This is a genomic window from Streptomyces sp. NPDC003248 (genome assembly GCF_055563235.1).
The window spans coordinates 146,175-172,079 of record NZ_JBVHDT010000007.1 but is presented as its reverse complement, the minus strand read 5'-3'; the positions used below and the strand labels follow the sequence as shown (position 1 = coordinate 172,079).

Sequence of the window (25,905 nt, the reverse complement as noted above, 5' to 3'; positions counted from 1 at the left end):
GGGGCAGCGGATCTTCCAGCGGCACCAGTGGCACTAGTGGAACCAGCGGAACCAGCGGGACAACAGGACAGCGGGGCGGTCGCCGGGGTGTGGGGACCGGTGCGTGGGTCAGGATGGGAACATGTCAGACGCGTTCACCACCCGAGTACTGCACATCGCCTCCGGCTCCCGGGAGCGGGTCGTCGACCTCACCCGCGACTGCGAGGCCTTCCTCCAGGACGCCGCCGCCGGCCGCGACGGCCTGCTGAACGTCTTCGTCCCGCACGCCACGGCCGGCATCGCGATCATCGAGACCGGTGCCGGCAGCGACGACGACCTGCTCGCCGCGCTGCACAGCCTGCTCCCCGCCGACGACCGCTGGCAGCACCGCCACGGCAGCCCCGGCCACGGCCGCGACCACGTCCTGCCGGCCTTCGTCCCGCCCCACGCGACCCTGCCGGTCCTGGGCGGGCGGCTGGAACTCGGCACCTGGCAGTCGGTGTGCCTGGTGGACACCAACAAGGACAACCCCGAGCGCAAGGTGCGGCTGAGCTTCCTGAGCTGATCGGCGTCGCGCGGCGTCGTCCCGGACCGGCGTCCCCCCGGGCGCCGGGCGCCGGGCGACCCGTCGCCCGTCAGCCCAGCGCCCGGTCCAGGTTGAACGCCGCGCTGATCAGCGCGAGATGCGTGAACGCCTGGGGGAAGTTGCCCTGCTGCTCCCCGGTGTGGCTGATCTCCTCGGCGTACAGACCCAGATGGTTGGCGTACGTCAGCATCTTCTCGAAGGCGAGCCGTGCCTCGTCGAGCCGGCCCGCGTGCACGAGGGCCTCCACGTACCAGAAGGAGCAGATGGAGAAGGTGCCCTCGGCGCCGTGCAGCCCGTCGGGGCTGGCCAGCGGGTCGTAGCGGTAGACGAGGGAGTCCGACACCAGGTCGTGGGTGAGCGCGTCCAGCGTGGACAGCCACTTCGGGTCGGTCGGCGCGATGAACTTCGTCAGCGGCATCATCAGCACGGCCGCGTCCAGCACCTCCCCGTCCTCGTGCTGCACGAAGGCCCGGCGGCCCGGTGACCAGCCACGGGAGTGGATGCGCCGGTAGATCGCGTCCCGGCACTCCTGCCATCGGGGCAGGTCCGCGGGCAGGCCGCGCCGGTGCGCCATCCGGATGGCCCGCTCGATGGCCACCCAGCACATCAACCGCGAGTACAGGAAGTTCTTACGGCCGCCGCGGGTCTCCCAGACGCCCTCGTCCGGCTGGTCCCAGTGGTCGCAGACCCAATCGACGAGGGCGCACACGTCGTCCCACTGGTCGCTGGAGACGGGCCGCGCCCACTTGTCGTAGAGGTAGATCGAGTCGATCAGCGCCCCGTAGATGTCGAGTTGGAGCTGCTCCGCGGCGGCGTTGCCGATCCGCACCGGCGCCGAGCCGTGATGACCGCCGAGATGGGTGAGCTCGGACTCCGGAAGGTCCGTGCGCCCGTCGATGCCGTACATGATCTGAAGCGGGCCGGAGGGCCTTCCGTCACCCGGGCTGATGTGCCGGGTCACGAACTCCATGAACGCCTCGGCCTCGTCGGTGAAGCCGAGCCGCAGCAGCGCGTACACGCAGAAGGCCGCGTCGCGCACCCAGACGTAGCGGTAGTCCCAGTTGCGGTCACCGCCCAGCTGCTCCGGCAGGCTCGTGGTCGGCGCGGCGACGATCGCCCCCGTGGGCGCGTAGGTGAGCAGTTTCAGGGTGAGGGCCGAACGGTGCACCATCTCCCGCCAGCGGCCCCGGTACCGGGAGGCGGCCAGCCAGTGCCGCCAGTACGCCACCGTGGCGTTGAACTGCTCCTCCGCCTCGGCCCGCGCACATCCGCGCGGGGTCACCTCGCCGCCGACCTGGTCGAGCGCGAACACCGCCGACTCGCCCTCGACCAGCTTGAACTCCGCGTGAGCGTCCCGCCCGTCGGTCTCCATGGCCACCGTGGCGGTCAGCGCCAACGACAGGTCGTCGGAGGCGAAGACCGCCACGTCATCGGCCATCCGGAGGGTGTGCGCACGGGCACCGTAGGCGAACCGCGGTGCGACGCGGACCCGGAACGGCAGGGAGCCGCGCACGCACACCACCCGCCGGATCAGCCGGTGCCGCTCCGCCTCGACCTCGCCCCGGCCGGTCACCGGCATGAAGTCCTGCACCTCGCCGACCCCGTCCTCGGTGAAGAACCGGGTGATCAGGACGTTGGTGTCGGGGAAGTAGAACTGCTTCGTCCGGGCGGGAACCGCGGCCCCCAGCGTGAAGGCCCCGCCGCGCTCGGTGTCCAGGATCGAGGCGAACACGCTCGGGGAGTCGAAACAAGGGCAGCAGTACCAGTCGATCGTGCCGTCCGTCCCCACCAGGGCCACGGTGCGCAGGTCGCCGATCAGCCCGTGCTCGGCGACCTCCGGGCAGCGGGCGTCTCCGTGCGGGTACCGGTCGCTCGACGCATCCGTCATCGCAGCCTCCCTGGCCCGGCCGGCGAGCACGATGCCCGCGGCGGCCGTGAACGCCTGGCGAGGCTTCCAGCCTAAGCTCCCTCCTCCCGCGGGACCGCCGGAGGAGGGAGCGGCGGGGCGACACGGCCGTACGGCACGGGGCCCGCGGGGAGGCGCGCCGGCCGCTCACCCCATGCTCTTCGCCCCGTCCAGGGCCTCCCGGATGATGTCGGCGTGACCGGCGTGCTGGGCGGTCTCGCCGACGATGTGCAGCAGCACCCGGCGGGCCGACCACCGCGCGCCGGGCTCGAACCACGGGGCCGGCGGCAGCGGGTGCGCCGCGTCCAGGTCCGGCAGGGTGGCGACCAGCTCGTCCGTACGGCCGGCCACCCGGCCGTACTCCGCCAGGACCCCGGCGAGCGTCTCGCCGGGCAGCAGACGGAACTCGTTCGCGCGCCGCTCCCAGTCCGCCTCGGTCATGCTGCTGAAGTCGCCCAGTGCCGACGGACCCTTCAGGATGAAGTCCGCCCAGCCCCGCTCGACCGAGGTGACGTGCTTGATCAGGCCGCCGAGGCACAGCTCGCTCACCGTGGTGCGCCGCGCCGCCTGCTCGTCGGTCAGGTCACGCGTGGTCAGGCGCAGGAAGCGGCGGTGGGCGGTCAGTGACTCCAGCAGGTCCGCCCGCTCGCCGGTGACGGCCGGCAGGCCGGCGGCGGGGGCGGTCGTGGGCGTGGCGGCCGGCTCGGCCGTGGCAGCGGACTCGGTCACGGTGCTCGGCTCTTCCAGGTGCTTCGGCGTGTTCATGGTCTGCGGCCTCCGTCGGTCGTCTTCCGTGGACGAGGAACACGTTAGGAGCGATAGAGGACAGATCCTGACCTAAAGGGGCGGGGCGGGCCGATGTGGCGCCGACATCGGGTTCCCCGTCCGCGGAGGTCCGGTTCCTGTCGGCGGCCACCGGCCTACGCGGCGTGGACGGATCCGCCCCATGCCGCCGCGCACAGTGCTCGCTCCACCTCCTCCGTGTAGAGAGCGGCGGCCAGCCAGGCGCGGGAGAACCGGTCCGTGTCCGCCGGGAGCAGACGTCCGAAGACGTCACGGGAACGGTCCGCGGCGGCCGTGTGCAGCGCGTCCAGGAGATCGCCCGCCGTGGCCAGGCCGCAGCGGCGCAGGCGCGCGCTGTCGCCCGCCCCGCCGCTGCCGGGGAACGCCAGCACCCGGCGGCCCCCGGACACCGCCTGGTGGACGCGGCGGCGCAGCAGGTGCAAGGGGGCCTCGTCCACCGCGGGCGCCGACGCGTCCGACGACGGGGCCGCCGCCGGGGGCAGGTCCGCGTGCTGGAGACGGTCCAGCCCCAGATCCACCCGGGCGGTGGGGTCGCCGGGATGCTCGGCGGCGAGCAGCAGGGCGCGGGGGAGCGGCCCCGGGGCGAGGCGGGCGACGATCCGCAGCCGGCTGCCCCCGGCGGCGGCCAGGAGACGGAGGTTGTCGCGGTAGGGGAGAGCGGGATCGTCATGGGCCGTGACCAGGCGGAGGGCCAGGCCGTCGCAGTCGGCCAGCAGGCACTCGCCGGCCGTCTCCCGGACCGTGCCCCGCAGCGTCACATCGAGGAACAGCAGGTCGTGACCGTCCTTCAGGGCCCGGGACACCTGCTCGGGGACGGGGACGGACCACAGTCGGTCCAGCGGCTCGCCGTACCACGACGCGCCGGCCGCGCGCACCGCCCGCACCCCGGCCCCCGCGCCGAGCCGGCCCGTCGGCGAGACGGTCGCGCCGGACACCGCGAGGCCCGCGCGCGACAGTTCGCGGTGGGTCAGGGCGGTGTCGCCGATGCGCACGGCCCGGTCGGCGGCTCCGGTCGCGCGCCCCGGGCCGCCCGGGGCCACGTCGGAGACCGTGTAGAGGCGTCCCTGGGCGTCGGCGGTCCAGCTGACGGCGCCCGCGTACCCGGTCGCCGTCAGGACGGGCTCGGAGAAGAGCCCGTACAGGCGCAGGGAACCGTCCGGGCGGTACGGCTGCCGCACCGTGCCCCGCAGGTCGGCCAGTTCGCGGCCGTCGGCCCGCGGCAGCCGGTGGGTGAGGTCCAGGACCTCGCGCACGGCGGCCGACAGGTCCGCGAGCCGGTACGCGGGGTCGGCGGAGCGCGCCGCGCGCACCCCGGTGACCACGGAGACCGCCGCGGCGGAGGCCCGGGGCAGGCCCGCCAGACGAGCGGTGTGCGCGGCGCGCAGCAGCTCCGCCTGGAGCACGGCGCCGGCCCCGTCGGTGCCCGCTTCGAGGACGGCGGCCGTCGCCTCGTACACGGCCCGTGCGGCGGTGCGCCGGCCGTCGGTGGCGGTCTCGGCTTCCGCCCGCTCCTCCCTTCGGGCGTCCGGGCCGCTCTCGGGCCCTGCTGCTTCCGTCCGCCGGCCGTCCCCCTCCGCGGCGGTCGCGGCCGGGGCTTCGGCACGGGCTCCGGCCGGAGCGCCGGCACGGGCGGCTACGGGCGGGTCGGCGGGGGCGTCGGCGGCCTCGGCCACCGGAGCGGCCGACGCCGCCGCCGCACGGTGCAGACAGTCCGGGGCCAGCAGGCACCCGCACCGGATCGCGTCCGCGGCGGTCACCGTCCCGCCGGGTGCGTGCAGAACGAGGTCGGTGTCGTCGTCGACGGCGATCCGTACGGTGTCGCCCGCACGGACGACCGGCCGCGCCGCGAGTTTGGCCACGCCCGCGTCCAGCCGCTTGCGGAGCCGGGGGGAGAGCGCCCCGACGAGTTCGGCGGTGACGGACGGATCGACCGGTGGCAGCCCGGAGCCCGGCCCCTCCGCGGTCGGCTCCGGAAGCGACGCGTCCGTCGGCGGCTCCGGATACGACGGGTCGGTCGGCGGGCCCGTAATCGACTGGCCCGCGGACCGGCCCGTAACCGATGGGTCCGGAGCCGATGGGGCCGAACCCGATGAGTCCGTAACCGATGGGGCCGGAGCCGATGAGTCCGGAGCCGATCGGTCGGAAGCTGATGGGTCCGGAGCCGATCGGTCCGAAGCCGATGGGTCCGGAGCCGATGGGTCCGGAGCCGACGGGCCCCGCTCCGTCCGGTGCGGCGGCGGTGCCGGATCCGTCCGGTCCCGCGCCTCCCCCGCCTCCCCCGACTGCCTCGTCTCCCCCGACAGGTCCTGGCTCATGCGATCTTCTCCCCTACCCAGCGGGCCAGTTCGAGCGGACTGAGGGCGGCGACGGGCATGCCCGCGGCGACGAGCCGGCCCGCGACACCCGTGGAGTAACGGGGCCGGCCCGTGTCGTCGAGGCTCGCGCAGCCCAGGACGTGACAGCCCGCCCCGACGAGCGCGCGGACCTCCGCCAGGAGGCCGCCCAGCGGATAGCCCTCCTCGAAGTCGCTGACGACCACGACGAGGGTCCGCGAGGGCACGGTGACCAGCTCGCGCGCGTGCCGCAGCCCCGCCGCGATGTGCGTGCCGCCGCCGACGCTGACCTCCAGCAGCAGCGACAGCGGGTCCTCCACGTGCCCGGTGAGGTCGATGACCTCCGTCGAGAACGCCAGGAAGTGCGTCGACAATGTCGGCACCCCCGCCAGCACCGAGGCGGTCAGCGCGGCCCACACCGTGGACGCCTCCATGGAGCCGGACACGTCCGTCACCAGGATCAGCCGCCAGTCGGCGGCCTGCCGGGCCCGGGTACGGAACACCGGGCGCTCGGGGACGACCTGGACGGTGCCGTCCGGGCCGCGGCGCGCGGTCGCCAGGTTGGCCCGCAGGGTGCGGGCCAGATCGAGGCCGCCCCCGGGCCGTCTGCTGGGGCGCGGCAGGGCCGTGCCGTGCAGGGCGGGACGCAGTCGGGTGGCCAGTTGCCGGGTCAGGGCGTCGACCAGCCGCCGGACGAGCGGGCGCAGCGCGGCCAGCCGGGCCTCGGGCAGCCCGCCGGCGTGGCGGAGCACGGTCCGCAGCAGATCCACCGAGGGCCGCACGCTGTCGGCGTCCAGCTCGGTGAGGACGTCCTTGCGGCCCGCCGCGGCGGCCGCCGCCAGCACCTCCTCCCGGATACCGGGCCCGAACAGCGCGGCCAGCTCCTGCGACCACTCCCGCACCCCCGGGTACGGCACCTCCCGGCCGCCGCCGGTCCCCGCCCCGGTGAGATCGCCTCTGCTGCCCTCTCCGCGCCCGCTGCCGTACAGCTCGTCCAGCGCGGTCGCCAGCGGCGCCACGGACGCCGGCAGCCGGTCGGAACGGCGGCCCAGGACGAGCCGCCACCGGTCGGCGGGCGCCAGGCGGCGGTCCTCGTCGGCCGACGGCGCGGCGGCGCCTTCCGTGGTGGTGCCGGCCCCGGGGTCTCCCGGTGCGGGCAGCAGGCCGAGCGAGCGCAGGGTGCCGCGGGCGGCGAGGTCCGCCCCGGTCCACACGGCGAGCGCGGCCGGGTCGATCCCGTCGGTGTCGGCGACGCGTGCGGTGTCGAGACGCTCCTCGACGGCCGCCAGGAGCCGGTCGCGCGCCGCGGGACTCAGGGTGTCGAAACCGCCCCGCAGTGCCGGCAGCCGGTCGAGGAACTCCCGGTCGGGCAGTTCCGCGACCCGGTCGAGCAGCGGTTCCAGCGCGGGCGCCGCCGCCTCCAGCAACGGGCCCGCGGCGGTGAGCAGCCCGCCGAGCCGGGCGGTGAGCGCGGCGCGGGAGTCGGGGTCGACGGCGCCGTCCACCCAGGAAGCCACCCGGTCGCCGAGGACGCGGGCGTCCTCCTGCCCGAGCAGGACACGGACGGCCCCGGCGGCCCCGCGCATCAGGGGCGAGCCGTCGGCGGCGAGCCGGGCGAGGGCGTCGGTGAGCCGGATGCCGCCCAGCAGGTCGGCGCGGTGCGCCAGTTCGAGCAGGGCGTGCGCGTCGGCGGGGTCCTCGGACCCGGTCAGGCCGTCCACCTGCCGTACCGCCGCGGAGGTGAGCAGCTCGGCGGTGGCGGCCGCCCGGGCCGTACGGTCCGGGTCGGCGCCGAGGCCGGGGACGTGACCGGCGCGCAGCCGGTCCACCAGGCTCAGACCGGCGAGGAGTTCGGGGAGCGTGCCCGCCGGGGGAAGGGACTCGGCGACGTCGTCGAGACGTTCGTCGGTGAGCGCGGGCAGACCGCACTCCGCCGCCCGCGCGAGCCCTTCCAGACACTGCGCGGCCGTCGGACCTCCCTCGTCCCGCTCCGCGCGCCGCCGTTCCCGCAGCACGCCCTCGGCGGCCTGCGCCGGGGTCACACCCCGCACGGCGGCCGCGGTCAGCATGGCCGCCGTCGCGGGCGTCCAGCGCACCTCCCAGCGCGAGGTGAGGGCCTCGGCCCCGCCCGCGCCGGCCACCTCCCTGGCCTGCGCGTACGGCACCCCGCACACCGTCAGCCGGCGCAGCAGCAGCTCACGGCGCCGGTCGAGGTCGGACCGCAGCGGGTCCAGGCGCAGGTCACGGGCCGTGCCGGGACCGCCCGTCGTGGGGCCGGGCAGGCCCAGCTCCGCGACCTCGGCCTCCACCGCCGGGGCGAGACCGCTGCGCGGCGCCCGAGGTGAGGGGCGCCCGGTGCGCGTGCCGACGAGCACCCGCTCCATCGCCCGCGCCACGGCCCGCCCCCGCCCGTACGGCTCGCCCTGGGCCAGCACCGTCTGCACGGCCTCGACCAGTTCGCCCCGGCCCGCCGCGGGCAGCCCGCGCAACCGGGCGAGGTCGGAGGCGAGGCGGGCGATCTCGCGCGCGTCGGCGGGCCCCGACGGATGCCCGAGACTCCGCAGTTCCGCGCAGATCTCCACGGCGGCCCGCGTCAGCGCCTCCTCCAGCGCCGTCGGATCACCCGCCGCGCGCAGCACCCTGTCCTGCCACTCCGGGTCCCGGATGCCGGCCGGATAGCCGGAGCGCTCGTCGAGGAGGGCGTAGGTGTACGGGATCAGCGAGGTCGTCCAGACCGTCCGGCGCCCGTCGGGGGCGGCTCCGGCCTCCTCGTCCGCGGGCTCTCCCACCAGCGCCGGGGCATGGAACGCGCCGACCACCACGGCGGCCCGCTCCCCGCGCGCGGTGGCCTCGGCCAGCCGGGCCCGCATCCACCGCTCCCGCCGCAGATCCAGTGCGGGCACTCCGTCCGAGGCGGCCGCGTCCTCGCGCAGCGCCCACCCGGTCAGCAGGGCCGCCCGGCGCAGCGCCTCGGGCGGGGAGCCGGGGGCGGTGGCCTCGACGAGCCGGTCCCACAGGTCGTCCCCGGGACGGCCGGTCAGCCCGGCCCGCAGGGCGGCGGTGAGCCCGGGACCGCCGGCGCCCGGCGCCGGGGCTCGGCGGCCCTCGTCCCACGCCCGGTCCGCGAGCGGCAGGTCGCAGGCGATCACCGGCACACCGTGCCGGGCGGCCCAGCGCACGGCCGCCAGTTCCGGCGAGAAGTCCGCGAACGGATAGAACGCCGGCCCTCCGCCCCCGTCGCCGGGGGCCGCGGCGAGCGCTACCGGGGCCCGTGTCTCCTCGTGCCCGAGCCACGGCAGCCACTCCTGCATCTCGGCCGGCAGCTCCACGAGCAGCACGTCCGGACGTGCCCCGTCGAGCAGCGCGGGCATCGCGGCGGCCAGCGACGGCGCGTGGTGCCGTACGCCGACCAGGTAGGGCGCCGCCGGACCGGTGAGGGCGGCCAGTGCCGCGTCGGGGCCACCCCCCGCCCCAAGGGGCAGGGGGAACCCGTCGTGAGGGGACCGGGCGGAACGGGACACGTCGCCGGGCGCGGCGGCCGGTGTGTCGGCGGAGGTACCGGGAGACCCGGTGCTGGGGGTGAGGGGCACGGCCGTCAGCCCTCCAGGACCGCGCGCAGGTCCCACAGGGTGCGCCAGGTGGCGGAACCCTGCTCGGCGCGCCGGCGCACCGGGCCGTCCCAGTAGCCGCGCAGGCGGGCCGCGTCGGCGGGGTCGTCCTTGCGGACCACCCCGAGCAGATGCCCCGGCAGCAGGCCGAGCACGTCGTGGTCCCCCGGGAAGTACGCCGCCGCGAGTGCCAGCGCGCCCGCGACGGACACCGCCTCCGCGGTGCTCATCACCGTGGACGGCCGCTCCACCTCCCAGCCCTCCGCCGACCGGCCCTCCCGCAGGTCCCGGAACGCGGTGACGAGGGCCTCCAGCACGGCGTCGTCGACCTGGAACGGCGCCCCCGCCCGCTCCACGGACGCCCGCGCCTGCCCGCGCACCAGCGCGGTCTCCGCGTCGAGGTCCGGAATCGGGCCCACCGTCTCGAAGTTGAACCGCCGCTTGAGGGCGGCGGACATCTCCGAGACGCCCTTGTCCCGCAGGTTGGCCGTGGCGATCAGGTTGAACCCGGGCGCCGCGTGCGCCAACGCGTCGTCCGTGCCCGCCAGTTCGGGCACGGCGATGCGCCGCTCCGACAGCAGCGACACCAGGGAGTCCTGCACCTCGGGCAGACAGCGCGTGACCTCCTCGACCCGGGCGACGGCTCCCCGGCGCATGGCGGTCAGCACCGGCGACGGCACCAGCGCCTGCGGGCTGGGGCCCTGCGCCAGCAGCAGGGCGTAGTTCCAGCCGTACTTGAGCTGGTCCTCGGTGGTGCCGGCGGTGCCCTGGACCGTCAGGCCACTGGTGCCGCACACGGCCGCCGACAGCAGCTCCGACAGCATGGACTTCGCGGTGCCCGGCTCGCCGACCAGCAGCAGACCGCGCTCGCCCGCGAGGGTCACCACACACCGCTCGACCAGTGCCCGGTCGCCGACGAACTTGCCCTCGACCGCCATGCGGCGCGGCACGCCCTCGGGCACCTCGGCTCCCTCGGGCAGCTTCAGTGCCCGGCCGTCGCTGCCCATGACGAACGTGACGACCGCGCGCGGGGTGAGCCGCCAGGCGGGCGGGCGCGGCCCGTCGTCGTAGGCGGCGAGGAAGGCCAGTTCGGCGGCGTACCGCTCCTCCGGCGGCACGATCTGGCGGGCGGGGGACGAGGTGAGGGCGGTGGTCATCGACGTGGTGTCTTCCAGGTGGGGCGGGACGGCGGTCATCGGCGGCGGCCCTTGCGGGTGGCGCGGGTGGTGAGTTCCTCGTAGGCCGGGGCGTCCCCGGTGCGGACGCGGTCCCACGCACGGGTGAACAGCTCCGGCACCGGCACCAGGGGCACGGCGAGGGAATGGTCGCGGACGGGGTACAGGCCTTCCTTCCAGACCTCCACCGGCAGCGCGGGCGCCTTGAAGTCGTACCAGCCGCACGGCAGGAACAGGGTGCGTCCGGCCCGCGGCCGCTTGGCCTCGACGACGAGAGCGGTGGCCGCGAGTTCGGCGCGCGCCTTCTTCGCCCGGGCGGGCTTCCAGCCGGTCCAGCGGGCGCAGTTGCGGTCCGTGGGGTCGGGCAGGGCCAGCAGCTGGAGGTACAGCGCGGCGGCGTCCTCGCCGAGGCCGTGCGTCACGGCGACCTCGGACACCAGCTCCGGCACGCTCACCGTGGGGTCCTGCGCGTACCCGGCGGGCCCTTCGGTGCCGCCACCGGCGGCGAGGGCGCGGGCGAGATCGTCGCCGAGGATCGTCCGCAGCGCCCGCAGACCAGCACCGCGGCCCGCCCCGATCAGCCCTTCGGCGAGCCCGAACACGGCGTCGTCCGGTCCGGTGAGTCCGGCCGGGCGCACCAGGACGGCCTCCTCGTCCTCGTACCAGGGGCGCAGCACGAGGACCTCGCCCAGCCGCGTCATGCCGTCCGCGCCGGCGCCCCCGGCGGCCGGCAGACCGTACGCCCCGCGCAGCTGGGCCGCGGTCGTCCCGCCGTTCTCCGCCCAGGTGACGTCGAGGTCCAGCAGCAGCCCCGGGTCGGCGACCCGGCGGCGCAGCGCGGCCAGGCCCTCCGGCAGGGCGGCGCGCAGCGGGTGACCGTACGGCAGGGAGTAGGCGAGTCCCGCCAGCGCGGCCACGCCACGCGTCAGGTCGTACCGTCCCGGCAGCGCGTCGGGATCGTCCGGGACCAGGTCGCCGTCCTTGTCGGGACGCTGGACCGTGGTGCGGCTGAGCCAGGGGGTACGCCCGGGATTGAGGACCTGTTCGGCGGAGACCGTGGGCAGGCCGGCGAGGGACAGCTCACCGGCGAGGTCCTCGGGCAGCCGGACGATCCCGCCGAGCCGCTCCTGCCACACGCGGCCCACCGCGTCCGTGTCGGGTCCGCGGGTCCACAGGTCCCCGGGGGTCTCCGGGAGCAGGGCGCCGGTCAGCGCCGCCAGGTCGTCGGCCGGGAGCGAGCCCAGCAGCGCGTCGCCCTGGTTCTTCTGCCGCGGCTTCAGGCCGGTCGCGGCGATCACCTCGTCCGTGAGCTGTCCCGGCCTGCCCGCGAGCAGCAGGGCCGCCTGCACCGGCCCCAGCCCGCCCCCGGTCACCGCGGCGAGGGCGTCGGGCGCCTCCGCCTGCCAGGGCGCGGCCCCCTTCTCCCGTACCAGCCGGGTCACGGCGGCCAGCGCGTCGGCGGCGAACACCGGCGGGTGCGCGGTCTCCCGCTCCAGCGTGAAGTGGGCGACCGCGCCGAACACGCCCGCCGGATCGTGGTCCAGGGCGAGCCAGTGCACGCGCCCGCCCCGCGTGTCGACGTTCCGGCAGTCGAGGACGACCACGGTGCGGCCGTCCCGGCGCAGCACCTGACCGGACCGCTCCTGCCTGGGCAACGGCTCGCTCAGCACGATCTCGCGCAGGGCGCCGCCCGGTGCGGCCAGCGGTCCCTCCGTGATCGCCTCGAACAGCAGCAGCAGTGCCTCCCGGTGCGCCTCCGTGACGGTCGGGGAGGCGGCGCGGTAGGCGAGCGGGCGCAGCGCGTCCAGCACGGACGGCCACATCAGCCCCATGCCCGGCACGGTGAAGTCGTCGCTGTCCCACCCGCCGGCGGCCGAGGTGAGCCTGGCCCCCGCGGGCAGCGGCCTGCCGTCGGCGGGCTTCCCGGAGAGCACGTGGTTCACGGCGCGGATCTGCCGCAGGACGGTGTGGCGCGGGTCGCTGCCCGCCCAGCCGTGCAGGTGCGCGAATCCGCCCACGGCCTCGCGCAGGGTCTGGTCGTCGCCGTTCTCGGGGCGGTAGTCGCCGAACATGCCCTCGGTACGCCGCCGGTCGGCCTGCGGCCGCTCCACCGGAGGCGCCACGAAGGCGGCGGTCGACTCCTCCAGACGCACCACGGCACGCACGAGGGAGGCGACACCGGCGAGCAGGTGCGGCTCGGTGAGCGCGGGCAGGCAACGGGAGACGGCGTCCTGGAGCACGCGGTCGGCGCTCGGGACGGCCTGCTCCGTGGCCGTCACGCCCACCGCCGCCGTTCCCACGGCCGACGTTCCCGCAGCCGCCGTGCCGGCCGCCGTGCCCGCCGCGGCCGCGCCCGCGTCCGACGCCTTGGCCGCTGCCGCCGCCAGCGCCGCCCGCTCCGCGAGGGCCCGGGCGCCCGCACGCAGCAGTTCCCCGGCCCGGTCGTCGTCCAGGGCCCGCAGGAGCGCCGACGCCTCCTCGTCCCGGGGCCGCAGCGCGTGCCAGAAGTCGACCGGCGGCACGAGGCGCGTACCGGCGGCGAACTCGCCGCCGCGCTCCAGGGGCGTCACCCGCCCCCACTCCAGCGCGCCGGCCTCCTCGTCCGCCGTGTACAGGGCGAGGTGCCGGTGCAGGGCGACCACCATGGGCTCGGCGCCGGGCAGACGCAGCGCGCCGAGCGGCACGCCCGCATCCCGGACCCGGCCCGCAGGCAGGCTGACGGTCCGCCCGTCCGGGGTGCCGGCGGTCGTACGGGCCTCGGCGCCCGTGCCCTCCCGGCGCACCCAGCGGCCGAGGACCGTGCCGTCCGTGCCGAACGGGCTGTCTTCCAGACCGGGCTGGAGCGGCAGCACCGCGCAGTGCTGCTGGAGCAGGGTCGTGTCCTCGCGGATCCCGGTCCGCAGGAACGCGGGCAGCGAGGCACGTCCGTGCGTGCCGGTGGCCGGGTCGTACTCCAGCCACACGCGGCGGCGGCCCTCCCGGCCCTGGCGCCAGTACGAGGTGCCGTCCCCGAGGACGGGACGGCCGGGCGGTACGACCGTGTCCCCGGCGTGCAGGGCGCGGCCGCCGGTGGCGCGGCCGCCCCCGGGCAGCGGGATCGACGGCTCGCCCGCGTCGCCGCTGCCGTACCAGTGGGGGAGCTGTTCGCCGCCGAGCGGGAACACCTCGGAGGGGCGGGCCGACCAGTAGCCGAACTGCTTGCCGCCCTGCCGCCACATGACCAGCAGTTCCCCGTCCGTGTACCGGAAGACGGGACGCTGCCAGCGGTCCAGTTCCGTGGGCAGCCGCAGGTCGTGCTCCAGCAGGATCTCCTGCGGGCCGACGACGATCGCCTTGTGCCGGCGGGAGAGGATCAGCGCGGGCCAGGCCTCCTCCACGGCCAGGGTGTCGTCGCGGCCGCTCCGGGTCTCGGCGTCGAGCCGCGCCAGCGCCTCCTCCAGGGCGGGCCAGCCCAGCTCGTCGGGGATCCCGGCCCGCAGGGTGCGGCCGAGCAGCGGCGCCGCCCGGTGCGCGGCGACCTTGGCGACGGCGGCCGGGCTCACCCGGGCGGCGACCGTCCGGAACGGACGCAGCCGGTCGAGCGCCGTACGGGCCGCGGGCAGGCCGGCCGCGCCGGTCAGCTCCTCGGCCGCGTCGTCCAGCCACTCCCGCAGCACGTCGGCGAGGACCGGGTGCCCGGCCAGGCCGTCCAGCAGCTCCGGTTCGGGGCGGTGGCCGCTCAGGGTGCCGACGGACCGGTACAGCAGCCGCCGGTGGCGCGGGTCGGCCGCGAGGGCCGTCAGATCGCGGCGGCCGGGCCGGGTGTCCTGCAACCAGCGGTTCAGCGGCAGGAAGACGTCCTGGTCGGCCGCGGGCGGCGTCAGGGGTACGCCCTGGGCGACGCACAGGTCCAGCAGGTCGAGGTCGGCGCCGGCGTGCCAGCGGCCCGTGAAGAGGTCCACGGCGCGGCCCCGGGCGCGCAGCCGCGGCGCCATCCGCTCGACGAGCGCGAGCGTGGACGGCGAGCGGTCGGAGACGGACGAGCCGTGCTTGCGGTGCAGGGCCCAGCGGCTGAGCCAGTCCGCCGGGTCGACACCGGCCGCCGGGTCCTCCCCGTCGGCGGTCGCCCCGGCGTCCCCGGTCAGCAGCAGGTCGGCGCGGGTCTCGGCGAGCAGCGCCAGCCAGAACTCGTCGTCCTCGGTGGACCGGCCCAGGCCCGCCGGCATGATCTCCAGCAGCCGGGCCCGTACGGCGGGCTGCTGTTCGGCCAGGACGACGAGGGCCGCCCGGTAGGTGTTCCAGAAGGACGCCGGCGCCCGGACCGCCGCCGGGGAGGCGAGCAGGTCGGCGACCAGGGAGCACTCCTCGGTGACCCGGTCGAGCCCGGCGGCCTTGATCAGCCCGCGCGCGTCCTGCGGCAGCGAGGCGTACGGCGGCATGCCGGCCGCGCAGCGTTCCACGGTCAGCTGCCGGAACTGCGTCCAGGCGTCGGCGGGGCTGAGCCGTGCCGCGAGGGCCTTCACGTGTTCCTTGAGCGCCTTGACCGTGAGCGCCCCGGCGAAGGCGAACTCCAGGAACACGGCCCGCTGCCGCTCCTCGTCGACGGCCAGCGCGTGCACCCGCTCGGCCTCGCGGGCCTTGCCGAAGAACGCGGCCGCGTAGGTGGTGTTCTCGTGCTGGAGGAAGACCCGGGCGGCCTGCTCGTAGAAGGTGGGCAGGAAGTGCGGCACGGCCCGGCCGAGCCTCGTGCCGAGCGCTTCGAAGCCCTCCTTGGCGGTGCCGGGGCGGGACTTGGCCTGCCGGGCGAGCCGCTCGACGTCCTTGACCAGGGCCAGCGCGTGGTGCCCGTTGGCCGGGTCGTTGACCAGCGCCCAGGCGGGGAAGCCGAGCGTCTCCCGGCGCACCTGGCCGACCTCGGGCGTCTCCGGCTCGCGGACCAGCCCCAGGAAGTCCAGGGCGAGGTCCTCGGCCTCGCCGAGCGTGCCCGCCACCAGCCGCACGACCCGCCGGTCGTCCAGAACGGGGTGCGTGTACGTGCGGACGGTGAGGACGTCGGCGTCCTCCCGGCCGGTGGTGCCCGGCGGCAGGACGGCGCCGGCGTCGAGCAGCGCGGCCGTGGTGGTCTCGTCGTACGTCATGCCGCCTGCTCCTCGTCCTCGATGTCGCGGCCCGCGTACAGCGCGGCCGCCATGCGCATTCCCTCCGACCAGGCCACCGGCCCGACCTGACCGAGCTTCAGTGCCCGCCCCGCGCCGTCGGTGAAGACCAGCGGGCCGGTCTCCGTCTCCTCGTAGCCGTCGTAGTCACCGACCCACACCCGGGCCTCGACGCCACGGCCGTCCTCCAGGACGGAGCACACGGCGTGGCCGCCGCGCACGCGGTAGCCGAGCTGCGCCGCCCGGCCGTGCAGGAACCGCAGCTGCTTGAAGAGCCCGCCCGCGTAGTCCTCGACGGAGGCGGCCTCCGCGTCGAGTGCGGCGGGCCGGTGCCACACCTCGCGGAAGAGCTGCTGGGCGCGCTGCTCGACGCCGAGTTCGACGGCGAACTCCCGCAGTTCCTCCAGGTCGTCGAGGAGCACCGGGTGCGGGAGCCGGACGAGGTCCGGTGCGATCCGGACGGTGTCGCCGTCCAGGTCGACCAGACCGAGACCGCGCTCGGGGTCGGCGTCCCGCAGGAAACCGGCCACCTCGCCGTCGGCCCCCGTGACGACGAGGTCGCGCAGGGCGGCCCGCCACGCCGGGTCGGGCCACACCCGGGTGAGGACCGTGAGCGGTACCGGCAGCGAGCGCACCATCCACCGCTCGACGTCGGACAGGCACTGGCGCTCGTGCCGCTCCAGCCACTCGACGAGCTGACGCAGGCCCACCACGGCCGGATCGTCCGCGATCTTGGGCGGTACGGACTTCAACCGCCGCCCGGCCGCGTTGCGGCACACCACCTTGCCGTCGTCGAGGGCGACTTCGTAGTCGCCGGCCGACACCCACCCCATGTGTGCCTCCCGCACCCGCAGTGATCAAGTGACGGGAACTGTAGAACAGGCCACTGACAACGAGTCCCGGGCCGAGGCGGCGGCACGGCGATGCGCGGCACCACCGAGACGAAGTCCCAGGTCAACGGAGGTGAGCGCGGCTGGCTCGATGAGCGGACAGCAGCCCGCGGAGGGCTCGTTCCGGTCAGGAGCCGCTCGCTCCGCCCGGCGTCCCGGCGAGGTTCCGCCGACGTTCCGTCGGAGGCGTCCTGACGATCTGATTGTGTTCCGGGAGACGCGCCGGACGGCATGCGTCGCCTCGATCATCGAGGCGATCGACAGGCGGGCCCTGATGCGGGCATCGACGCCCGGGGCACCGACGCTCCGGAACACTCCGGGGCCGCCCGCACCTCCCGCGGCCGGTACACGCTCGCCCGGGCGGGGACGGCGGGCGCACCGACCCGTGCCGGCCCCGGCTCCACCGGAGCCGGGGCCGACAGGGAACGTCCGGCCGGGAGCCCCGGCCGGGACGCTCAGCCCTCGACCCAGCCGTGGTTCTTCGCGAACTGGGCCAGTGAACCCCGGACCTGGAGGATCTGCTCGGCGGTGAGCGAGGGCGCCGCCGTCAGCAGGGCCTCGGTGACGTCCCGGGTGAACTCCTCCGTGCTGAGCACGTCGCACAGGACGTCGTCGTCGGCCGCCAGCGGCTTGCCGTCCGCGCCCCGCGCGAGCCGCACCCCGGACGCCTTCGGCCCGCGCTCGCCGTCCTCGATCTCGAACTCCACGACGATGCCCCGCCGCACCTGCGACTCGGGCATCAGCATGTCGTTCACGTGCAGGAAGACGTCCTCGCCGCCGTCGTCGGGCGCGATGAACCCGTAACCACGCTGGCTGTCGAAGCGCACCACACGACCAGCAACCATCCCGACCCCCAACAACCTCGAAACACCCACGTCGGTGAACCTGGCCAGATCGTAGTCAGCCCGACGGCCCCCGAGCGACTCCCGGGGCTCACTGCGCACGGTACAGCGCCGCGTCGGCCCGCCACGGCGCAGGTGAAGGAACCCGGGCGCCGGACCGCACCACGCGGGGAGCGCCGCGGTCGAGGGTCTCTTCCCTGCGGGCCATCGTGGGTCGCGAACCGCGGGTCGCCGACCGTCGGCCGCGTACCGCGCCCCGCGAACCGTCGGCCGGGTTCCGGGTCAGCGCTCCGTGCGCGCGGCCCGCTCCGCCTTCTCGGCCTTCTCGGCGTTGCGCTGCTTGAGGCGGACCGCCTCCTTGCGGACCTCCGCCTGGGTGGCGCGTTCCTTCGCCAGCCACTCGGGACCGGCGGTCTTGAGGGCCTCGATCTGCTCGGTGGTCAGCGCCTCGGTGACGCCTCCCCGGGCCAGTCCCGCGATCGACACGCCCAGCTTGGCCGCCACGACCGGACGGGGGTGCGGACCGCTCTCCCGCAGCGCGCGCAGCCACGCCGGCGGGTTCGCCTGGAGCTCGTTGAGCTCGGCGCGCGAGACGACACCCTCCTGGAACTCGGCGGGGGTGGCGGGGAGGTACACACCCAGCTTCTTCGCCGCGGTCGCGGGCTTCATCGTCTGGGTGCTCTGGTGCGACTTCATGCCGTCCAGACTATCGGCCGCGGACGGCGCCCCCGACCACAGCCGGTAGCCTGGCGGGATGACCGACTCGGCGGATTCCCCCTCGTTCCGGCTCGCGTACGTCCCCGGAGTGACGCCCGCCAAGTGGGTGCGGACCTGGGAGGAGCGCCTGCCCGACGTCCCCCTCGCCCTCCTCCAGGTGACGGCGGAGGAGGCCTCCGGCGTGCTGCGCGACCGGGCCGCCGACGCCGGTTTCGTACGGCTCCCGGTGGACCGTACGGTGTTCAGCGCGATCCCCCTCTACACCGAGACGAGCGTCGTCGTGGTCCCCAAGGACCACCTGCTGACCGCGGCGGACGAGGTGACCCTCGCCGACCTCGCCGACGAGGTGGTTCTCCACCCCCTCGACGATGTCCTCGGCTGGGAGCGGCTGCCCGGCGAGCCCGCCTTCGAGCGCCCGGCGACCACGGCGGACGCGATCGAACTGGTCGCGGCGAACATCGGCGTCCTGGTCGTGCCCCAGTCGCTGGCCCGTCTGCACCACCGCCGCGACCTCACGTACCGCCCGGTCGTGGACGCCCCGCAGTCGAGCGTCGCGCTGTCGTGGCCCGAGGACGCGACCACCGACCTGGTCGAGGACTTCATCGGCATCGTCCGGGGCCGCACCGTCAACAGCACGCGCGGCCGGGCCCAGCAGGCACCGGTGGAGCGCGGGGGCGAGCGGAGCGGCGACGGCAAGGGCGACCGCAAGCAGGAGCGGAAGGGCGAACGGCGGACTCCGCAGTCCGGCGGTGGCGCCCCGCGCAAGGCCGCGGCGGGTGGGGCGACCCGCGGCCGCGCCGGCGGGTCCCAGGGCGGCGGCCGGCGCGGTACCGGCGGCGGCAGGCCGCGCCGCCGGTCGTAACGGCCGCGCACCGGGCGACGTCAGCGCACGATCCACGATCCGCGATCCACGATCCGCCAGCCGCGATCAGTCATCCGTCATCCGTCATCCGCGATCCGTCACGGCACGAAGGTCGCGCTCCGCGCCGTGCTCACCACCGTCTCTCCGTCGGCCTGTCCGAGCAGTCCGTCGGCCACCCAGGCGTTCACCACGCTCCGCACCCGGGCCACCAGCGCCGCCTTGCCGCTGAACGGCGCCCCCGCCCAGACCTCGTCGAGCAGGGTGGTGCCGTCCGCCTTGGCGGGGTTGGCCACGCCGGAGTCGCTGTTGCCGAAGACCACCCGGGGTTCGGCCCGGCGCACGTAGGCGTGGGTCGGATCCTCGGTGCCCTCGAAGAACGGGGCGAACTCGGTCCCGTCCAGCGTGTGGTGCAGCGGCTTCCCGTCCACGGGGGTGAGGGAGGGCAGCAGGTCGCCGGAGAGGGCCGCGTTGCGGTAGAGGCCGAACTCCAGGTAGGTGGTGGCGGCGTCGCGGGCGACGAGATGGACCGGGCCGTGGAACAGGGTCTGGAGGGACGGGTCGTCCAGGGCCTTCTCGACGCGCAGCCGGAACGGCGCCTCGATGCGGACGGTGTCCCCGTCGTGCCAGGTCCGGGACACGGTGAAGTAGCTCCCCGGAGTGGGGGTGCCGCCGGCCCCGCGGCCGTTGACCGTCACCCGGAACCCGGCGGTCGCCCAGGACGGCACGCGCAGCCGCAGCGCGAAGGACGCGGTCCGGCCCCGGACGGTGAGCGTGGTGCCCTGCTCGCGCGGGAAGTCCGTGCTCTGCGTGACGGTGACGCCCTTCTCCGCCCAGGTCAGGGTGGAGGGGCTGTACAGGTTGACGTAGAGGGCGCTGCCGTCGGCGGCCGCGAAGTAGACCGAGTCCTGGTACTTGGTGGCGCTCTCCATGCCGGTGCCCTCGCAGCAGGTGGTGCCCTGCTTGGGGGTGTAGTCGCGGACGTGTCCCGGCGTGAGCCCGATGAAGTAGGTGACCAGCGGCTTCTCGGCGTCGGGGGTGTCCTGCTTGGAGCCGAGGACCTGGTTGAGCAGGGCCCGCTCGTAATACTCCATGTACTTCGGGTCCTGCTCGTGGAGGAACAGCAGCCGGCTGAGTTTCAGCAGGTTGTACGCGCAGCAGGTCTCGGCGGTCGTGGCGCTGAGGGTGCCCGCGACGACGTCCCGCGCCCTCCAGAACTCACCCGTGCTGGTGCCGCCGATGCCGTACATCCGGTGCGGTACGACCATGTCCCAGAAGTTCTTCGCGGCGGTGAGGTAGCGCTCGTCGCCCGTCGCGTCGTACAGCCGGACGTACCCGGTGAAGATCGGGATGTGCTGGTTGGCGTGCAGGCCGTCCAGGATGTCGGTGTTCGCGGCGCACGCGTCGATGAGCCGGTCGAGGTCGAACAGCTGGGCGAGCGCGAGGTGCTCGGCCTTGCCGGTGAGCGCGTGCAGATCGCAGATCGCCTCGACGATGCCGCCGAACTCGCCGCTGGAGAACAGCCCCCACATCCGCTGGAGCGTGGCCTCGGGCAGGGGTGACAGCCGGGAGTGCATCCAGTCGCCCAGCCCGGACGCCAGGTCGAGGGCGCGGGCGTCGTCGGTGGCGAGGTGGGCGTCCAGCAGGCCTCGCAGGATCTTGTGCGCGGTGTAGTAGGGCGCCCACACCCGTGTGTAGTCGCTGGCGGTCATCGACTCCAGCTCGATGAACTGCGTCTCCGGGTAGGCCGCGAGGAAACCGGGGTGGCTGGGACCGCCCCAGGTGCGGCGCAGGGTGGCGGTCAGGCCGTGCCCGGAGGCGTCCGCGAAGGTGGAGCCCCACGTCTCGTCGAAGGCGTACGAGGCGAGGTCGCCGGTGCCGCGGACGCTCCGCAGGCCGCCGATCTCCGCCGCGCTCAGGGCGCGCGACCACACGTCGAAGCCGCCGAAGGCGCCCGCGAAGACGGGGTCGGAGGTGTAGTGGGAGCGGCCGAGCCAGTGGTGGGCGAGGGTGCCCAGGGCAGCCGGGGTGAGGGACATGGCCGTGTTCCGGGCCACCTCCGTGCCGTTGACGTACAGCGTGCCGGTGCCTCCCGCGAGGGTCACCGCCAGGTGGCTCCACTCGTCGAGGGGAAGCGGGGCGGTGCCGTCGAGGCCCTGCTCGGCGCCGGGCCCGCCGGTGGTGACGGCGAACCGGGGCACCCCGCCGGCGTTGCGCGTGGTCAGGTACAGATAGCGGGTCGTGTCGTCGCCGAAGTCGAGGACGCGGGCCCAGACGCCGGCGTGGGTGGGCTTCACCCAGGCGGCCAGGGTGATCTCCGACGCGCCGCCGAGGACGCCGGCGGGCAGGTCGACGTACTGGTAGGAGCCGCGGACGTTCTCCACGGCCGTACCGAACCTGCCGGTGACGCTCAGCACGGCCGGGTCGTGCCGCAGCGCCTCGCGCACCTCGGTCAGCGCGCCGACCACGGTCCCGATCCGGTCGGCGTACAGCTGGTCGCCGGTGCTCGCGTAGGCCTGGGACAGCATCGTCAGGAAGTGGCCGGTGTAGTGGCCGCGCAGATTGCCGTTGGCCTCTCCGTCGAGCCCTTCCCAGCCGCCGGGGGCGACCGCTCCCAGCGTGGAGAGCCCCGCGTTCGCCCGGTACACCTGGAGCAGCCGGTTCACGTCGTAGCCGCGGGCGTGGTCCAGCATCAGGCGGCGCTTGTCCGCGAAGACGCCGGGGCCGAGGGAGACGCTGCCGAGGCCGAAGGGGAGCAGGGTCCAGGCGGCCGGGGGCGGGAGCGCGGCGGTCGGGGCGGCGGTGGCCGCCGAGGACGCCGCGGAGGCTCCGCCGGCGATGCCGGGGACGGAGGCCGCGAGGACCGCGCTCTGAAGGAGGGTCCGTCTGGTGAGGGGCTGCGCCATGTACTGCTCCTCCGGAGGCCAGTATGTTCGATATCACGGACAGCGTGCGAGAGATCGACCAGACGTTAGAGGCGGCGCGGAGGAGCGTCAACGGTGTGGGCGGGATCGGCCGCCCTTGTGTGCGGTCGCTCTCCGGCGGCCGGACCGGCCGCCGGGCGTGCTCGGGGTCACTTTCCGGCCGCGGACCGGCCGATCGACTCCACCAGCGGCAGCAGGCGGTGCGGCACCCGTTCGCGCAGGGCGACCTCGGTGCGGGTGCGGACCACGCCCGGGAGGCTGATGAGCTTCTGGATGACGTCCTCCAGGTGCGCGTTGTCCCGCGCCACCACCCGGGTGAGGAGATCGCCGCCCCCGGTGATCGAGAACGCCTCGACGATCTCCGGCACGGCGGCCAGCGCGTCACCCACGTCGTCGAGGTGGCCCTGGGTGACCTCGATGTGCACGAACGCCAGCACCGGGTGACCGAGCGCCGCGGGGGAGAGGGACGGGCCGGTGCCGGTGACGACGCCCTCCCGCTCCAGCCGGTCGAGGCGGGCCTGGAGGGTACCGCGGGCGATGCCCAGGAGGCGCGCGTACTCGCGCGCGCTGGTGCGCGGCTGCTCCAGCAGCAGGCGCAGGATGCGGGTGTCCAGCTCGTCCACGGCCACGGGGTGCCCGGCCTCCTCGGTCTGCGTGCCTGCGATCTTCCGGCGACTGTACCAATGGCTCAGGGGCGCGCCCTGTGGGTGAGCCGTTTGATCCTGGGCCGTTGGTCCGCTGATGGCCTTGCCTGTGCGCGAAGCAGTGCGCCATTGGCTCACTTTCTACGGAGACACTTGAGCCAGTGGTGGCCTGGATGCTGTCATGGGGACATCGATGGCGCTGCGGACCCCGCGGCGCCTTTTGCGTGCCGATGTCACGGAGGGGCGGGAAGCAGTGCTGAAGAGGGTGTTCGTGGCTCCGGACCCGGGGCGGGCGCGGCTGCGGTTCGCCGCGCGGGCCGTCCTCGGTATCGGGTCGGCGGTCGTGGTGTGCGGCCTCGCCGGGCACTCCCTGGCCGGTGCCGTCACCGGCGGGCTCGCCGCGCTGCTCGCCCTGTTCACCGTCACCGACGCCACCGTGCGCGGCCAGGCGGTCACCACCGCGCTGCTGCCCGCCGTCGGCCTGCCCGTGCTGGCGGCCGCGGCCCTGCTGCACGGCCACCCGGTGGCCCGCGACCTCACCTTCCTCGCCGTCGTCGGCGCGGGCGTGTACGCGCGCCGCTGGGGGCCGCGCGGGCACAGCCTCGGCGTGTTCGCGTTCATGATGTTCTTCGTCGCCCAGTTCCTGCACGCGACCGGTGGCCGGCTGCCCGAGCTGTGCGCGGCCGTCGTGCTGTCCGTGCTGAGCGCGGCGGCGGTGCGCTTCGGGGTCTGGTGCTACGAGCGCCGGCTGCCGCCCGCTCCCGTTCCCGCGCCGCCGGGCGGCCGAGGACTCGTCCGCGTCACCACCCGTCAGGCGGCCCAGGCCACGGCGGGCGCCGGCTTCGCCCTCGTCCTGGGCCAGCTGGTGTCGGGCCAGCGCTGGTACTGGGCCGTCGGTGCCACCTGGTGGGTCTTCGTCAACACCACCTCGCGCGGCGAGACCCTGGTGCGCGGCTTCCGCCGGGTCCTCGGCACGGTCCTCGGCATCGGACTCGGACTGCTCGTCGCCGTCCCCGTGAACGGCGCCGGCGTGCCCACGGCCGCCCTGGCCGCCGTCAGCGTCTTCGGCATCTTCTACACCGCCGCCGTCTCCTACACCTGGATGATGCTCTGGGTGACCCTGCTCGCCGAGCTGCTCTACGGACTCCTCGGCGTCCTCGACCCCGCCCTGCTGGCGCTGCGGGTCGCGGAGACCGGCGTCGGCGCCCTCGGTGCCGTACTGGCCGTCCTGCTCGTGCTGCCCGTCACCACCCACACCGTCACCGACGACTGGATCCGGCGTGCCCTGCGCTGTGTCCACGCCTGCACCGCGGAGGCCGCGGCACGCCTCGCCGGCGACCCGGAGGCCGACCCCGCCGCACGGGTCGCCGAACTCGAACAGCTCCTCGGCCGGGTACGGCTCTCCGTCGCCCCGCTCGTCCACCCGCTGAACCCCGTGCTCGTCCGCAAGCGGCGTGCCCGCCGGGTCCTGGCCCTGCTCGACGACTGCGCCCGCGAGATCCGCGGCCTGGCCGCGGTCGCCGCCGACCCCGAGGCCTCCCACGACGCCCGCCTCGCCGCCGCCTGCCGGCGTGTGCAGGGCACGGTGGAGGCGCTGACCGTGGGCGGGCCGGAGCGGGCCGCCCGCGCGCAGTGCCCGCAGCCGAACCTCACGCACACGCAGACCACCTCGTACGCCGACGGTCTGCCGGTGCCGTACTCCGACCGTCCGTCGGTGCTCTTGGCCGACGGTCTGCCGGTGCCGTACTCCGACCGTCCGTCGGTGCCGCACGCCGACCGTTCGGCGATGGCCTTGGCCCACCGCCCGCCGGTGCCGCCCGCCGATCGCCCGCCGACATGGTCAGCCGACCGCCGCCCGCCGCTCGGCGGTGCATCCGCCCTCACGCACCTGGACGGTCTGGAGCGGGCCTTGGCGGAGCTGGCCCACCCCCTGCGGGCCAGGCGTGAGGAGCCGCTGGTCGGGGCGTGAGGCCCGTCTGCCCCGCGTCCCTCCAGGCCCTCCAGCCCCTCCAGTCCCTGGAGACCCTCAAGACCCTCGCGGGGCCGACGCCGGGACGATCGGGCCGGGTCCGGCGCCACGCCCGGACCGTCGGTGCCCTCGACGTGCCCCGTATCGGGCCTCCCGCCGCGGGCCTGCGGAAACACCCGTCCGGACCCGGGCTCGTTTGGTCTAGACCGTGTGAGGTCGGCTGCTACCGTCGCCCCCGGGACGGCGGCGACACGAGAGGGGACAGCGGTGGCGGAGGTCGGCAGACGGCCCGGGCGGGCGTTCATCGGTTCGTTCACCGCGGCCGGCGGGCCGGGGATCGTGGTGGCGGCCGTGGATCCGGACAGCGGTGCGCTGACCGTCCTGAGCAGGGCGAACGGCATCCCCGACCCCTCGTACCTGGCCCTGTCGCCGACCGGCGGCACGCTGTACGCGGTGAGCGAGACCGCCGAGGGCGCGGTGGTGGCGTACGGCGTGACCGGGGACGTCCCCGAGCCGGCGGGGGCGCCCGTGCCGGTCGACGGCAACGGCCCCACGCACCTCAGCGTCTTCGACGGCCACGTCCTGACCGCCAACTACGGGTCCGGGAGCGTCACCGCGGTGCCGGTCCGGGCGGACGGCACCCTGGCCCGGGCCGCCTCCGGTGTCCTGCGGCACAGCGGATCCGGGCCGCACACGAAGCGCCAGCAGGGGCCGCACGCCCACCAGGTCCAGCCGGACCCGACGGGGCGCTGGGTGGTCAGCGTGGACCTCGGGACGGACTCGGTACGGGTGTGCGACCTGCGCGACGGCAGCCCCCTGCTGCACCGGGAGGTCGCCCTGCGCCCCGGCTCCGGCCCGCGTCACCTGGCCTTCCATCCGGGCGGCTCGTACGCGTACGTCGTCAACGAACTCACGCCGAGCGTCACCGCCTGCCGCTGGGACGCCCCGGAGGGTTCGCTGAAGCCGCTGGTGGAGGTCCCCGTGCTGCCCGACGCGCCCGCCGGGGACGCCTACCCCTCGGGCATCGCCGTCTCGCCCGACGGCCGGTTCGTGTGGACGGCCACCCGTGGCGAGGACGTGCTGTCCGTGTTCGCCGTGGAGGGCGAGGGGGAGGCGCTGCGCCTGGTCGGCACCGTGCCGTGCGGGGGCCACTGGCCGCGCGCGCTCGCCGTCTCCGCGGGATTCCTCTACGTCGCCAACGAACGCTCCGGCGACGTCACCTGGTTCGCCCTCGACCCGGCCACCGGTCTGCCCCGCCGGGCCGGCTCGATCGAGGTGGCGGCGGCCTCCTGCGTGGTGCTCGGCTGACCGGCGCCCGCTCACCCGCCCGACCGGGCGCACCGGGGACGTCGGGCGCGTCGGACACAGCGCATCACCGGCCGCCCCGCACGACGAAGGGCCCGCTCCGCACCCGGAGCGGGCCCTTTCGGCGTTCTGCGATCCCTCTGCCACGATCTGCCAGGACCTGCAACCTGCTGCGACGAACCGCGACGAACCACGAACCGCGACGAACCGCGATGTGCCGCGACGAACC

The 25,905-nt window shown here is 75.4% G+C and carries 15 protein-coding genes; 4 read left to right on the top strand and 11 right to left on the bottom strand.

Going from position 1 to position 25,905, the window contains the following annotated elements; translation table 11 throughout:
* The first annotated feature begins 121 nt into the window (after positions 1-121).
* A complete protein-coding gene (locus ACZ3KJ_RS18775) occupies positions 122-544 on the top strand; it encodes a secondary thiamine-phosphate synthase enzyme YjbQ (RefSeq protein WP_467528236.1) in 423 nt (140 codons plus the stop codon).
* A gap of 70 nt (positions 545-614) precedes the next feature.
* Here ACZ3KJ_RS18775 and ACZ3KJ_RS18770 read toward each other — a convergent pair whose 3' ends face one another.
* From ACZ3KJ_RS18770 to ACZ3KJ_RS18730, 9 genes are all read right to left on the bottom strand, one after another.
* Positions 615-2,453, bottom strand: coding sequence for a glycoside hydrolase family 15 protein (locus ACZ3KJ_RS18770; RefSeq protein WP_467528235.1), 1,839 nt, complete (start codon positions 2,451-2,453; stop codon positions 615-617).
* 165 nt (positions 2,454-2,618) lie between these two features.
* Positions 2,619-3,236 (bottom strand): DinB family protein, encoded by a 618-nt coding sequence (locus ACZ3KJ_RS18765; RefSeq protein WP_467528233.1) that lies wholly within the window; start codon positions 3,234-3,236, stop codon positions 2,619-2,621.
* A gap of 155 nt (positions 3,237-3,391) precedes the next feature.
* Positions 3,392-5,215, bottom strand: coding sequence for a hypothetical protein (locus ACZ3KJ_RS18760; protein WP_467528605.1), 1,824 nt, complete (start codon positions 5,213-5,215; stop codon positions 3,392-3,394).
* A 371-nt stretch (positions 5,216-5,586) separates the two neighbouring features.
* Positions 5,587-9,198 carry a vWA domain-containing protein gene (locus ACZ3KJ_RS18755; RefSeq protein WP_467528232.1) on the bottom strand — a complete coding sequence of 1,204 codons (3,612 nt, stop codon included), beginning with the start codon at positions 9,196-9,198 and terminating at the stop codon, positions 5,587-5,589.
* Positions 9,199-9,203: 5 nt separating this feature from the next.
* Positions 9,204-10,373 carry an ATP-binding protein gene (locus ACZ3KJ_RS18750; RefSeq protein ID WP_467528603.1) on the bottom strand — a complete coding sequence of 390 codons (1,170 nt, stop codon included), beginning with the start codon at positions 10,371-10,373 and terminating at the stop codon, positions 9,204-9,206.
* Positions 10,374-10,408: 35 nt separating this feature from the next.
* The gene (locus tag ACZ3KJ_RS18745) at positions 10,409-15,508 is read right to left on the bottom strand and encodes a hypothetical protein (RefSeq protein WP_467528230.1); all 5,100 of its coding nucleotides are present in this window, start codon (positions 15,506-15,508) and stop codon (positions 10,409-10,411) included.
* Positions 15,505-16,359 carry a DUF4132 domain-containing protein gene (locus ACZ3KJ_RS18740; RefSeq protein ID WP_467528228.1) on the bottom strand — a complete coding sequence of 285 codons (855 nt, stop codon included), beginning with the start codon at positions 16,357-16,359 and terminating at the stop codon, positions 15,505-15,507. Before ACZ3KJ_RS18740 ends, ACZ3KJ_RS18745 begins: the two co-directional genes overlap by 4 nt.
* Positions 16,360-16,871: 512 nt before the next feature.
* On the bottom strand, positions 16,872-17,261 hold the full coding sequence (locus ACZ3KJ_RS18735; RefSeq protein ID WP_401697972.1) for a cold-shock protein: 390 nt from the start codon (positions 17,259-17,261) through the stop codon (positions 16,872-16,874).
* Positions 17,262-17,540: 279 nt separating this feature from the next.
* Entirely contained in the window at positions 17,541-17,954 is a 414-nt protein-coding gene (locus ACZ3KJ_RS18730; RefSeq protein WP_467528226.1) for a DUF5997 family protein, read from the bottom strand.
* Between the two features lie 58 nt (positions 17,955-18,012).
* Here ACZ3KJ_RS18730 and ACZ3KJ_RS18725 point away from each other — a divergent pair, with 58 nt between their 5' ends.
* The gene (locus ACZ3KJ_RS18725; protein WP_467528224.1) at positions 18,013-18,837 is read left to right on the top strand and encodes a LysR family substrate-binding domain-containing protein; all 825 of its coding nucleotides are present in this window, start codon (positions 18,013-18,015) and stop codon (positions 18,835-18,837) included.
* A gap of 98 nt (positions 18,838-18,935) precedes the next feature.
* Here ACZ3KJ_RS18725 and ACZ3KJ_RS18720 read toward each other — a convergent pair whose 3' ends face one another.
* Positions 18,936-21,740, bottom strand: a complete 2,805-nt coding sequence (locus ACZ3KJ_RS18720) for a beta-L-arabinofuranosidase domain-containing protein (RefSeq protein WP_467528223.1) — start codon at positions 21,738-21,740, stop codon at positions 18,936-18,938.
* A gap of 167 nt (positions 21,741-21,907) precedes the next feature.
* Complete coding sequence (locus ACZ3KJ_RS18715; protein ID WP_467528222.1) at positions 21,908-22,387, bottom strand: Lrp/AsnC family transcriptional regulator; 480 nt, start codon at positions 22,385-22,387, stop codon at positions 21,908-21,910.
* A gap of 268 nt (positions 22,388-22,655) precedes the next feature.
* Between ACZ3KJ_RS18715 and ACZ3KJ_RS18710 the strand changes: the two genes are divergently transcribed.
* A complete protein-coding gene (locus tag ACZ3KJ_RS18710) occupies positions 22,656-24,371 on the top strand; it encodes an FUSC family protein (RefSeq protein WP_467528220.1) in 1,716 nt (571 codons plus the stop codon).
* Positions 24,372-24,638: 267 nt separating this feature from the next.
* On the top strand, positions 24,639-25,679 hold the full coding sequence (locus ACZ3KJ_RS18705; RefSeq protein WP_467528218.1) for a lactonase family protein: 1,041 nt from the start codon (positions 24,639-24,641) through the stop codon (positions 25,677-25,679).
* Positions 25,680-25,905: the final 226 nt, after the last annotated feature.

What these genes read in the sequence shown, in the direction of transcription:
- ACZ3KJ_RS18775 (WP_467528236.1), top strand. Translation starts at nt 122, where the DNA reads ATGTCAGACGCGTTCACCACCCGAGTACTGCACATCGCCTCCGGCTCC.
- ACZ3KJ_RS18770 (WP_467528235.1), bottom strand. Translation starts at nt 2,453, where the DNA reads ATGACGGATGCGTCGAGCGACCGGTACCCGCACGGAGACGCCCGCTGC.
- ACZ3KJ_RS18765 (WP_467528233.1), bottom strand. Translation starts at nt 3,236, where the DNA reads ATGAACACGCCGAAGCACCTGGAAGAGCCGAGCACCGTGACCGAGTCC.
- ACZ3KJ_RS18750 (WP_467528603.1), bottom strand. Translation starts at nt 10,373, where the DNA reads ATGACCACCGCCCTCACCTCGTCCCCCGCCCGCCAGATCGTGCCGCCG.
- ACZ3KJ_RS18745 (WP_467528230.1), bottom strand. Translation starts at nt 15,508, where the DNA reads ATGACGTACGACGAGACCACCACGGCCGCGCTGCTCGACGCCGGCGCC.
- ACZ3KJ_RS18740 (WP_467528228.1), bottom strand. Translation starts at nt 16,359, where the DNA reads ATGGGGTGGGTGTCGGCCGGCGACTACGAAGTCGCCCTCGACGACGGC.
- ACZ3KJ_RS18735 (WP_401697972.1), bottom strand. Translation starts at nt 17,261, where the DNA reads ATGGTTGCTGGTCGTGTGGTGCGCTTCGACAGCCAGCGTGGTTACGGG.
- ACZ3KJ_RS18730 (WP_467528226.1), bottom strand. Translation starts at nt 17,954, where the DNA reads ATGAAGTCGCACCAGAGCACCCAGACGATGAAGCCCGCGACCGCGGCG.
- ACZ3KJ_RS18725 (WP_467528224.1), top strand. Translation starts at nt 18,013, where the DNA reads ATGACCGACTCGGCGGATTCCCCCTCGTTCCGGCTCGCGTACGTCCCC.
- ACZ3KJ_RS18720 (WP_467528223.1), bottom strand. Translation starts at nt 21,740, where the DNA reads ATGGCGCAGCCCCTCACCAGACGGACCCTCCTTCAGAGCGCGGTCCTC.